The 11,266-nt window shown below is 49.1% G+C and carries 13 protein-coding genes; 2 read left to right on the top strand and 11 right to left on the bottom strand.

Going from position 1 to position 11,266, the window contains the following annotated elements; all coding sequences use genetic code 11:
* Positions 1 to 88: 88 nt before the first annotated feature.
* The 10 genes from NLX71_RS18590 to NLX71_RS18545 all read right to left on the bottom strand — a co-directional run bounded on the left by NLX71_RS18590 (position 89) and on the right by NLX71_RS18545 (position 9,071).
* Entirely contained in the window at positions 89 to 442 is a 354-nt protein-coding gene (locus NLX71_RS18590; protein ID WP_254365295.1) for a hypothetical protein, read from the bottom strand.
* Positions 443 to 770: 328 nt separating this feature from the next.
* Entirely contained in the window at positions 771 to 986 is a 216-nt protein-coding gene (locus NLX71_RS18585) for a hypothetical protein (RefSeq protein WP_254365294.1), read from the bottom strand.
* Positions 987 to 1,583: 597 nt separating this feature from the next.
* Entirely contained in the window at positions 1,584 to 1,778 is a 195-nt protein-coding gene (locus NLX71_RS18580; RefSeq protein ID WP_254365293.1) for a hypothetical protein, read from the bottom strand.
* A 493-nt stretch (positions 1,779 to 2,271) separates the two neighbouring features.
* Entirely contained in the window at positions 2,272 to 3,081 is an 810-nt protein-coding gene (locus tag NLX71_RS18575; protein ID WP_254365292.1) for a hypothetical protein, read from the bottom strand.
* 140 nt (positions 3,082 to 3,221) lie between these two features.
* A complete protein-coding gene (locus NLX71_RS18570) occupies positions 3,222 to 3,467 on the bottom strand; it encodes a hypothetical protein (protein ID WP_254365291.1) in 246 nt (81 codons plus the stop codon).
* Positions 3,464 to 3,637 (bottom strand): aspartyl-phosphate phosphatase Spo0E family protein, encoded by a 174-nt coding sequence (locus NLX71_RS18565; RefSeq protein ID WP_254365290.1) that lies wholly within the window; start codon positions 3,635 to 3,637, stop codon positions 3,464 to 3,466. Before NLX71_RS18565 ends, NLX71_RS18570 begins: the two co-directional genes overlap by 4 nt.
* Positions 3,638 to 3,896: 259 nt before the next feature.
* On the bottom strand, positions 3,897 to 5,219 hold the full coding sequence (locus tag NLX71_RS18560) for a helix-turn-helix domain-containing protein (RefSeq protein ID WP_254365289.1): 1,323 nt from the start codon (positions 5,217 to 5,219) through the stop codon (positions 3,897 to 3,899).
* 244 nt (positions 5,220 to 5,463) lie between these two features.
* Entirely contained in the window at positions 5,464 to 5,928 is a 465-nt protein-coding gene (locus tag NLX71_RS18555; RefSeq protein ID WP_254365288.1) for a hypothetical protein, read from the bottom strand.
* Between the two features lie 103 nt (positions 5,929 to 6,031).
* Entirely contained in the window at positions 6,032 to 8,434 is a 2,403-nt protein-coding gene (locus tag NLX71_RS18550) for a transglycosylase domain-containing protein (protein ID WP_254365287.1), read from the bottom strand.
* A gap of 169 nt (positions 8,435 to 8,603) precedes the next feature.
* On the bottom strand, positions 8,604 to 9,071 hold the full coding sequence (locus tag NLX71_RS18545) for a hypothetical protein (RefSeq protein ID WP_254365286.1): 468 nt from the start codon (positions 9,069 to 9,071) through the stop codon (positions 8,604 to 8,606).
* A 153-nt stretch (positions 9,072 to 9,224) separates the two neighbouring features.
* Here NLX71_RS18545 and NLX71_RS18540 point away from each other — a divergent pair, with 153 nt between their 5' ends.
* Positions 9,225 to 9,680, top strand: a complete 456-nt coding sequence (locus tag NLX71_RS18540; protein ID WP_254365285.1) for a hypothetical protein — start codon at positions 9,225 to 9,227, stop codon at positions 9,678 to 9,680.
* A 150-nt stretch (positions 9,681 to 9,830) separates the two neighbouring features.
* Positions 9,831 to 10,529 carry a 23S rRNA pseudouridine(2604) synthase RluF gene (rluF, locus tag NLX71_RS18535; RefSeq protein WP_254365284.1) on the top strand — a complete coding sequence of 233 codons (699 nt, stop codon included), beginning with the start codon at positions 9,831 to 9,833 and terminating at the stop codon, positions 10,527 to 10,529.
* Positions 10,530 to 10,537: 8 nt separating this feature from the next.
* Here the strand turns inward: rluF and NLX71_RS18530 are convergent, their stop codons facing one another.
* Positions 10,538 to 11,230, bottom strand: a complete 693-nt coding sequence (locus NLX71_RS18530; protein WP_254365283.1) for a response regulator transcription factor — start codon at positions 11,228 to 11,230, stop codon at positions 10,538 to 10,540.
* Positions 11,231 to 11,266 lie beyond the last annotated feature (36 nt).

The raw sequence follows: 11,266 nt of genomic DNA, 5'->3' as shown, positions 1-11,266 counted from the left end.
ATGGAACAAGTTTACAAAAAAATCTCCGCCGCGTACAGCAGAGATTTTGGGCGTTTATAAGATACCTGAATAGTTACGCCACTTGAAGCTATTTGGGCCAAATTTTCACGCTGTTTTTTCCATCTTTTAAATAGATTTCTTTGGGCTCACCGTATTTCTCTTTATTTAAAGTGATACTAAAATTTCCATCCATCTTACCCAATGAAAATTTCCCCGAAATCTCCAGAAATACCTTCCCTTCACTACTGCTGGCGTTGTAGCCTGAAAAGCCAATCGCGCTATCTGTGAAAGTACCTTTCACAGTCATTTCTTTTTCTTCATTTAGAATATCCGAAATCGCAATCCTTTCAAGGCTTACTATTTTAGGTAGGAACATATTTATTAGCACCCCACAAATAATAACGAGTATGATAATGCCAAATATAATAATAACTTTTTTCAATACGAAGTCCCTCCTTCGAATAAGAAACGCAGGCAACGAACACCTATTGAAATCAAGATGTTCGAGCCTGCTCTATTATTTTATTATACAACAACACACAACAATACTTATGTCTTTATGACTTCCTATTCATATACTGCGTACGGGTGTTCCTGTGCCTTAATGCTATCCCGCAATGTTGTCGGAGTGTGAAAAGAGCCGTTACTTAATTTTGTGGAAGAAACTGCGTTCCAAACTTTACTTGCAAAATCAGAGCATGTTCTCTGAGTTTCTCCCGCAGGGGGACGGGAAACGAGAAAGCCCCATGCCACTGGCATGGGGCTTTCCTTTATTTTTTTTTAATCTTGAAAAACAGATCGGTGGCTACCTTTAAGAAAACGATGATAGCTAACACGGTAAGAATATTATTTGTATAGGCCAATTCGGAAGTTAATGATTCGATCCTAGACGATGTTTCATTTGAAAATCTGCTCGTTTGGTCTGATATGTTTCCGAGTCTAAAGCTAATATCGTTAAAAAACTGCTGCAATTCTTTAATATCCAAGGACATATTCCCCCTTTCCGCAAAGAATGCGAACAAAGCCATTTTTTTAACCAAACACGTACAAAAAAATTATGGCGGCTCCAATAATACCAAATGCAAGCGGTGGTATTTTTCGTTCTGTAATCTTGAGTTTTTCGGCTATGATTAGAAAAATGCCAGCAGATAGGATTATCCAAAAAATATCCCAGCTCCCGCCGATTGGCCATTTCTGAAAAATTTTCGCCATTACAAAGAGAATCAAGAAGTAGAGAAGATACTTTATTTTCATAAACGTCCCCACTCTCGAAAATAAATTAGCCCTTGGAGATCCCCAAGGCGTCTTACTTAATGGTACCCCTAGCCGTTCGAGCTAGGGCAGCGTTTTATAAATAATATTCCCGTCTTTATTTTTGGCTTGAATATCAATCGGTTCTCTAATCTTCTCCGACAAACTGTAGAACATTTTCACATAATTATGTCAAATCCGTAAACAAAAGACCGCTCAAACTAGAGCAGTCTTTTGTTTGCTTTGGTTGCTTAAGCCTTATAGGGGTAGTACTACTCGCGTAGCCTCGTGGTTGCCTCTCCTCGTTTTGTCTACGGACAGAAATCTTATGTTCATTTGGTGCTGATCACTTGAACCCGGCTGATATTTTTAGGATCGGCCTCCTCCTTCGCAAAAAACACCAAATGGTATTCTAATTCATAAATGAGATAATAGCCATCATATGCTTCATCCGAATATTCTTTGTCCGGTTTTCCTAGTGCGAGTTTTACGTCTTCTGCCGTCATCTGGATATGAATCGAAATCAAAATCGCCGCTCAAAGCTGAAAATGAGCTACAATGGTGGTTTTTTCTTTATTGCATCTAAAACGACAATAAAGAGTGTCACAAGAACAGAGTATAATAAAGACTTAACATAGCTTGGTTCAGGAAAAATGTAGTAGGTAGTAAGTTAGCACGCAATTGGCTACGAAAAAAATTAGGTATTTCATGATGTCTGCCTCCTTCTAAAAAGCGCCTGCCAACATTACATTTTGCCTTGGATTATCCATTTTCTTATAGTAATAACCCCTAGAATAATTACCCCTAATATAATTACCCCTAATAAGAGGTACATAATTCTCACACCTTGAAGCTCTTCCCATTTTATAAATGTAAATACAAAAAGAGCTATATCTAATAAGGTCAAAAATATTTGTGGAATAATCCAAGCCAAACGTAACTTATTGTTCTTTATGTTAACTCCCCTCCTTTCAAAAAAGAATTAATAAGCGCGTCGAGTTGACGCGCTTATTAATTCTTTTAAAATCCATTAACGACGCTGAATGTGGTATTTTCCCAGTATGCCCCACCGTTGAAATTCATCACTCTTGCATTTTCACAGTACTGTGCTGCCACTCTGCTCAAATCCAGTCGAGAAACAGTTGCATAAACTGTGGACGTTAATCCAGCGAATGTGGAGAGAGCCCCGCCATAATATAGTGCGATTGTAACCCAACCTGCTGGTCCTGTACCATAGCCAGCAACAATTGTAATAAGTCCCATAATTGTTGATCCCCAACCTACTACTTCTGGCCATTGTGGTGCCTGCATGTACTGATTAACGTAATTATCGAAACCATTAATGCTAGTCTTAAATTGAGTCATTGAATTTGCATTTTTAGAACTTCCAGAAGTGGAGCCGTCATATCTTAAGTACATATGACCCTCAGCGCCTAGTGTTTGGACACGGAACCATCCTGTATTTGTATCGTGATTATAATAATTATCATATGCTCCGGCCATTTCCATAGAAGCGGCGGCGTTACTTAACGCAGAAAATGCTTTTTTTGCTTCAGGATCATTTTTTAATTTTTCAAGATCAGCCTTCTTCAAACCTTGTGCTTTCTGTGGAACAACTTCGGGGAGTTTAGCTACATAACCTTCAATTAACGTCAACTTTGCATAAGCAAGCTTTAGGTAAGTATATGTCTTACCTAGCCTTAGATTAACCTTATTACTGCTAGTCATGTTTCGTTCCACTGACATATTCGGCACTACTTCTGCCGTATAAATAATGCTGCTTCCATCGTCAAATTCCAAAACCAGCGGGTTACCCGGAGTAACTGGCACCCTTCCCTTAATGGATGCTTTGAGAGTTTTGTCCTACCTTGCTTGGATATTTCTGTTCTGGGTACTTGTCATTTTTACTGCTTTATTCTTGTACAATAAATTCAAAAAATAATTTCCAAACTAAGACGATCTGGCCCACGCTAGTGTCCCGCTTTGTTTACGCTGTAAAAAAACAAACGCTCGCGTAACAGTTCCTCAACTTGCTCGTCGCTGTAGCCAAACTCGGCCAACCTTCGGGCGGCAAACCCGGCACCTGTCGATGCCCTGTATACTGCGTCGTGCAAATCCTTAATGCCGTATAGCCGTTCAAAGATCAAGCCGATCCGGGCAAGGTAGAAAATACGTTCCTGACTTTCTCCGTCCAATAAATTTTCATACTGCATCATCCACACACCTTCAGCTTAGAAGAAGACTTTTGAGCTACCAGGATATACCTATCTAAACGCTGGCTGAGCTTCACCACCTCCTTGTCGGAAAACGAACCCTTTTTCTCAACTAACCGTACCAATTGCCGCTGTAGCTTTCTGATTTTCCGCTTTAATTTTTTATTGTTCATATCACCCAGCTCCCCGTATCCAATTATAATACCTTACTTCCAAATATAGGGTATAGTGATTTTATGAAAAACACAAAAAAGCACTCTGCACAAAGCAGAATGCTTTAAGGGGGTAGGGTGGTAAATGTTGTTATCCTTCGGAGCCGTGATGGCCAAACGGCTCCGGGCCATTTGAACCCGGCGGCACAAAAGGCCCGAATAACCCCAAAGCAATGACCAACGCCAGCAAATAAGCCTTCATTCTAAATTACACCTCCTCTCACTCTCCCACAATCGATAACCGATAGGTTCCCAACTGTTGAATTGATGCATGTTCTCGATGTTTTTCAAAAAGTGAAACACAACGAAAAGCATCTTCATACTTTTTCATTTGATTGGCCAAAGACAGACAGTGTAACGTCTCTTCGAGTCCCTCTAGAATTTGGTCGTGTTTAAAATCATAAAGAGCTTTGTTATGTCTGTACTGAAGGTGTCGATCCGAAAGAATCGGATCATCATTAAGTAAATCGAAACGTTCAATAAAACCAGAGAAACGCTCCAGCACATGACCAACATTAAACCCATATGTATTCGCTGACACAAGGATAGAATTCAACCCCGCCATAACGTCATTTATCCGGTTAAGACCTGCCAAATAATCGGCGTATTCGTTGATAATACCTTCGTTCCCGCTTAAAACCTCAAGTGTGTATAAATTCGCTTTCCCCCAAGTCTTAAATCGCTCCACTTCATTTTGGCCAGATTCGTCAAGGGGCTCAGACCATTCCAGATTAGCATAACTTAATACATATTTCTTCGACAAATCAAATAATCCTCTTTCTTCTGCAATAGCTGCTTTATACAGCAGCCCCATACCATAATAATAGACGGGATGCCGTGTAAATTCTACTTCTTCATTGCACAGAGCCGTGCTTGAAATCACCAGCTCGCCCGCATATTCTTCAACCTCGCTCCACTTTTTCAACGAAAAACAAACTCGCGATAATTGAAATAACGCGTCTAATTGATTGTTCTCCGGCAACCGATTTCGAAACGGAGCAAATCGGATCACGGCTTTCCAATTCTTTTCCGCATCCGTGCCTTGAGTTGCAATAGTGAATATCCGATAATGCCCCATAGCCAGCATTTCGGAAAAGCTGTCTTTGACGTTCCCCACAACAAGCTCATAAAAGCGCTCCGATTCTTTTTCTTTCCCCTTATGAAAAAGCTTCTCTGCTGCTGAAAAGATGATTTTTACATTTCTCGGATTATCGAGAATTTTAGATACGACCTCATCAACACAATCATTTCGGCCGATTTCCGCACATCGAACTAAATACGGGACCAACCGCGGACGGGACAACCTTTCCTCAGAAATGCATTCTTCTGTGTACAGCTCATACAACCACCCCGGTTCCTTTCCAAAAACTTTCCCGAGAACGTCAAGTTGGTTTATCGTCATTGATCGGGAAACACCATTCAAAGCCATACTTAAATTACCGGGGTTAATTCCAGTGACCTCCGCCAACTGATTGAGGTTGTAACCATGCATCTTCATTTGATCTGAAATTTCCCAACGCAAAGAGCGATTAATGATCCGCACAAAAATAACCTCCTATAATAATATAAAACAATAATAACATAATATTCCTTTTGATAAAACTAAAATTCTAGTATTTGTTAAAAAAATGGGACATTTTTCCCATATAATTAAAAAATAATCCCGGCCCTCTCCTTCCGCCATCGGGCTTTTTCCGTACGTCTACGAAAAAAGTATCACAAAAAAAATTAACCTTTGGTGAAGCTTCCAGAGACAAGCAAAGCAAGCGGTGGAGTAAGGCCCGGTGCTAACAAAGCAAGCGAATGCAAACGCGCAATAGTTGAACTGGCGGTGGATTTTTTATATCAATATTCCAACGGGGCTTAAGTGTGGCGACGCGAAAGCTGTCGAAAAGAACAAAGGGCGGTCTGCCTAATGCAGAACGCCCTTTGTTGTCGCGAAGCCTTTCTTCAGTCGAGGTACCAATCGCCAGTCCAAGGATCTTGCACCCAACGGGCATGATGGTAAAAATGATGCCCATGCATATGATGATGGTGGTGTGGATGGAAGCCATGCGGATGGAAACCATGCGGATGGAAACCATGCGGATGAAAACCATGCGGATGGAAGCCATGTGGATGGAAACCATGCGGATGAAAACCATGCGGATGGAAACCGTGGGGATGCATATGATGATGTGGATGAAAATGGTGTGGATGATGAGGATGATGCGGACGGGTGTAGTCGATCTCCCCGGCTGTTTGAGTTTCAATTATCGTCTCTTGAGACATATTTGATTTCTCCTCTCTGATTAGAACATACTCCACCATATGTCAGAGAGGAGGAATTGGGCACTTATCCATCTGAAAATGGGCTCAATCACCTTGTTTTTTTCTTAGCCAGCCGGGACGGCGCGTTTCCGGCTGGCCGCCGCGTTCCTGCGGCTCCACGGTTTCCGGCGCGCGTTCGTCGCCTCCGAGCGGTGAGCGCAGCTGCGCCTCCTCCATGGCCCGGCGCACTTCTTCGGGTATCGGAAAATCCGTCACCGGGGCATCCTTCAGCGCTCGGGTCATGATTTCCCGAAACAGCTGCGCAGGCGCCGCTCCGCCCGTCGTCAAATAATGGGTCTTGTCCGTCTGATCGTACCCCAGCCAAATCGCCGCCGTCAGCTCGGGAGTGAAGCCAACGAACCAGGCGTCCTTAATGCCATTCCGGCCGATGGCCCCGAATTCGGCCGTTGCGGGCAGCTGCGTCGTCCCTGTCTTGCCCGCGGCGGGACGGCTGCCGATTGCGGCGGCGATCCCCGTTCCTTGCGCGACGGTCTCTTGAAGCAGCCTCGTCAGCGTATAAGCGTAGACCGGCTCCGTCAGCTTGGTCGGCTGCGGCTTGGCCTCGACGAGCGTATTGCCGTCCTTGGTCGTAATCTTGATGATGGCGTGGGCGTTCTGCATCACGCCCTGATTGGCTATGCCGCCGTATGCCTGAGCCATCAGCAAGGGCGAGACGCCTTCGGACAAGCCGCCGAGCGCGAGGCTTAAGTTGCGGTCCGCCGGAGGCAGATCGATCCCGGCTTTACGCACGTAGTTCATTCCAGCGTCGATGCCGATTTCATTCAGCAGCCAGACGGCCGGAATATTCCACGAACGCAGTACGGCCTCCCGAAGCGAGACCTCGCCCCTCGTTTGTCCGTCCCAATCCTTGGGACGGTACCCGGAAATGTCGAGCTGCCCGTCATATAAGATCGACTCCGGGGTATAGCCAAGCTCAAGCGCAGGCCCATAGACCGCCAGCGGCTTAAACGCCGAGCCGGGCTGCCGCTTCAGCTCGGTGGCCCGGTTGAAGCCGCGGTAGGTCTGATCCCCTCGCGCGCCGACGATCGCACGGATGCCGCCGGTTCGCTGGTCCAGCACGACCGCTCCGCTCTGCATCAGGCGGTCGGGAGAACTTTGCGGGAAGAGCGCATCGGTGCGGTACACCTCTTCCGCCGCTTGCTGCACCTTAAGGTCCATTGCCGTATGAATCCGCAGGCCGTGCGTCAAAATCTGCTGCTCCGTAAAGCCGTAAAGCTTCTCGGCTTCATCCATGACATAGTCGACGTAAGAAGGATGCCGCCCCTTCAGCGACTCTCCGTTGTTCGGCTTTAGCGCAATCGGCTCGGTGACGGCCTTGTCGTAGGCGGCGTCGCTAATGAAATGCTGCTCCTTCATCAGCGATAGCACGAGGTTGCGCCGCTCCAGCGCCTTGTCCGGATGCCGCGCCGGAGAGTAGAGCGAAGGAGCTTTGGGCAGACCGGCCAGCACGGCCGACTCGGCAAGCGTCAGCTGCTGAACGGATTTGCCGAAGTATTGCTGCGCCGCCCCTTCGACGCCCCAGCGCCCTTCACCGAAGTAAATGCTGTTCAGATACAGCTCCAAAATTTCGTCTTTGCTGTAAGCAAAGTTGATTTTTATCGCGTAGCCGAGCTCCTTGAATTTGCGTTTGAACGATTTGTCCGAGTCGAGAAACAAATTTTTGGCAAGCTGCTGCGTGATCGTGCTGCCGCCTTCCTCCATCGCTCCGGCTTTCAAGTCGCGGACCAGCGCGCGGCCGATCGACCACACGTCGAAGCCGGCATGATCGTAAAAACGCCGATCTTCTACCGCAACGACGGCATTCCGCAAATCCAGCGGAATTTGGCCGATCGGCACCGGCACGATTCGGGAGGAGGACAGCTGTGCCACCGGCTGCCCCCCGGCATCCATTACGAAGCTCGGCTCGGGGAGCGGATGCTCCAGCTTGCTGATATCCAGATCGCGCACCCATACGGCGGCAGCGCCAAGACCGGCCGCCCCGGCCGCAAAGCAGAGCAGCCCTGCCGTCCACAGCCACCGCCGTCCCCGGAAACGGCGCGTTTTCTTCGCCTCTCGCGCTGCGGTGCTGCCACTGCTGCCTGGCGCAGGCTCCTGCGCCTCTCGAACCGCAGCATGGGGATCGCTGGCCGCGTATTCCCGTTCCTTCCGCGCCGCTGCTCCGCCACCGTCGCCCGGCGCAGGCTCTCGCGCCTCGCGTGCCGCGGGTCGGAAATCGCCTGCGGCCTGTCGGCGGCTCGCATCCTCTTGCCCCGCACTGCCTGCTCTGCGCCACATGGACCGTGCTGCCTGCCGCGCTTCGTCCGCCGCGCGGCTTCCTCCACCGGAGGCTCTATACGACTGCCCCTCGCCCGTACCCTCACGTTTCGGCGAAGAGCCCGTGTCTGACTTTGTTTTCGACCTCCAACGAAACATCCGGGATAAGCTCATGGCTGATGGTCCCCCTTTTTGTTTGCCACGGAATGTTCGCTGCTTCGGCGTAAATGAACCAATCTAATAACCTATTCGCGCCGTACGCCTTGTTTCAGCAGGTGGACACGCAAAAAAGGAGCCTCCAGAGGGAAGCTCCAAGCGATCCGATATGTTCCTCCAAGCGATCTCATTGCATGGGGTCCGGGATCATGCCCTTTTCCATCACCTGCGAATTCGTCGGGAGGCTTGCCATCACTTTGCCAAGCTGTCTGACCTCCTTCTCGTTGTTGGCCATCTTGCCGTTCATCGCTTTGCCGATCGGCGTCGATTCGGTCGGCTTCGTCTTGGCTGGGCCGTATTCCATATATTGCTGAAGCTCCGCCAACATCTCTTGGGCTGCGGTGGCAGCCGAAACGGGTATATTGTCCTGCGCAACGAAGCCAGCCTCGTTCAAGTCAACGCGGGTCTGGCCGTTCTCCTGCGTGTGCGTATAGATACGGTACGGATATTCCTGCAGTGAAGCGGAATCGCGAAATGTCAATTCGTACGTGCTTCCTTCCCGGGACGGCAGTTCGGTGAATCCCATCGTTTTGAGCGTGGCGTGCACATGGGAAAAGGGCTTGGTGATCGACGGCAGCGTTTTTTTGCGGGTCATAGAGCAACACTCCTCGATTCGTTATTTTCTGCCGGACGGCATGGCGCATCCGTGTACTCTTTTATTACACCGTTTGGATAAGGATGAAACTAAATATGGTACTAGATCGTCATTCTTCTTCGAATAAGTATAGAAGGACTGGGGGGTGTTGGTATGCGCGGCAAATCGCTGCGGTTTATTTTATTTCTTATGGTGGCGGTGACCTTATCGGCTCTGGTGTACGGGTGCGCGTTTTCCGATAACAACAGCTTTGTCGGTTCCAGCATCAACGAGCAGTTTCCCGTGCCGGCGGAGGCGCGCAAATCGGACGTTCCGTTCTCCAAGCCGGGAGTCGTCTATGTCCGCTACAACATGAAAGGGATCGAAGAAAAGGAAAGTATTCCCGACTTCTACGCGAATGAGATTCGCAAGTGGGGGTGGAAGGAAGACAAGGAGGAGCAGGCGGGAGCCCTGCGCGTTTTTGTAAAGGACCGCAAAACGATGCATATCGTGACGCACACCGGCTTTTTCACTTTGTTTACCAAAAAAAGCTCCGCAGGGCCGCACACTGCGGTTACCGGTTCGCCGCGAGCCGCGGATTCCAAGCCGCAAAGCCAGCCGGAGCGGTAAAACCCTGCGGCCACGGGCCGTACTGAATGTGAGGATTCACGCTATAGGGTAAATGCTTGGCGGCTCCATCCCCGTTAATCTCATTTTTTGCAACGAAAAACCCGCATGGTATAATGAAGCGATAAAGTCAGGACAAGCGGAGTGAGAACGATGAGAATCAACAAATACATTAGCGAAACCGGGGTTTGCTCCCGGCGCGAAGCGGATCAGCTGATCGAGGGAAAGCGCGTCACGATTAACGGCCAGCTGGCCGAGCTCGGAAGCCGGGTGAGCGAAGGGGACGACGTGCGGATCGACGGAAAACCGGTCAGCGATAAGACAAAGCACGTCTACATTGCGCTCCATAAGCCGGTCGGCATCACCAGCACGACGGAACGGCACGTCCGCGGCAATATCGTGGATTTTGTGGGTCACCGTGAGCGCATTTTCCCGATCGGAAGGCTGGATAAAGATTCCGAAGGATTGATTTTGCTTACGAACGACGGCGATATCGTCAACAAAATATTACGCTCCGAGCACGAGCACGATAAGGAATACATCGTAACGGTGAACAAACCGGTCACGCCGATGTTTTTGCAGGGAATGGCGAGCGGCGTGCGGATTCTCGGAACCGTCACCAAACCGTGCAAAGTGAGCCGCATCGACGACCGGACGTTTCGGATCGTGTTGACGCAAGGACTGAACCGTCAAATCCGACGGATGAGCGCCGCCTTCGGCTACGAGGTTCGCCGGTTGAAGCGGGTGCGCATTATGAACATCAAGCTGGCCGGGCTGCCGGTAGGGCAGTGGCGCGATCTGACCCCGGAAGAGCTGGACAAGCTGACGAGCGCCATCGGGCATCAGCCGTAAGCTTTATGCTACACGTTGAATTTGTAGCCGATTCCCCGCACGGTATGGATGTATTTCGGATCGGTAGGGCTCGCTTCGATCTTCTTGCGCAGGTTGCTGATGTGAACGAGCAGCGTGCGCGTGTCGCCGTTGCTGTCCACGCCCCAGGTCAGTTTATACAGCTGTTCGAGCGGGAGTACCTTGCCGGGCGAGCGGGCGAGATGCAGCAGCAGGTCGAATTCCTTGGAAGACAGCGGCACAAGCCCGCCGCTTGCTTTCACGGTCCGGCTGAGCAGATCGATCTCCAGTCCCGGAAACGACAGGTACTGGGAATCTTCCTTGTGTTGCTCGAGCAGCTGGCTGCGGCGCAGATGCGCTTTGACCCGGGCGACGAGCTGGCCGGGACTGAACGGCTTCGTCATGTAATCGTCCCCTCCGATGCTGAACCCCAGAATGATATCCATATCCTCGCTTTTGCAGCTTAGAAATAAAATCGGCGTATTGTAGGACTTCCGGATTTGCCGGCATACTTCGATGCCGTCCATTTCGGGCAGCAAAATGTCGAGAATCACCAGATCCGGATGGTGCTCCCGCACCATGGCAAGCGCTTCCGCTCCATTCCCGGAATGCAGTACGTCATACCCCTCCTTACGCAAATAAAGACTGATTAACTCAACAATCTCGGCTTCATCGTCGACGATGAGTATTTTTTCTCCAGGCATCGATTTCTCCTCCAAAAGATGATGCGGCGAAACATG

The organism is Paenibacillus sp. MZ04-78.2 (assembly GCF_024213375.1).
In the GTDB taxonomy this organism is placed as follows: domain Bacteria; phylum Bacillota; class Bacilli; order Paenibacillales; family NBRC-103111; genus Paenibacillus_G.
Note: the sequence above shows the minus strand (reverse complement) of the source record. Positions and strands in the feature narration are given on the sequence as shown.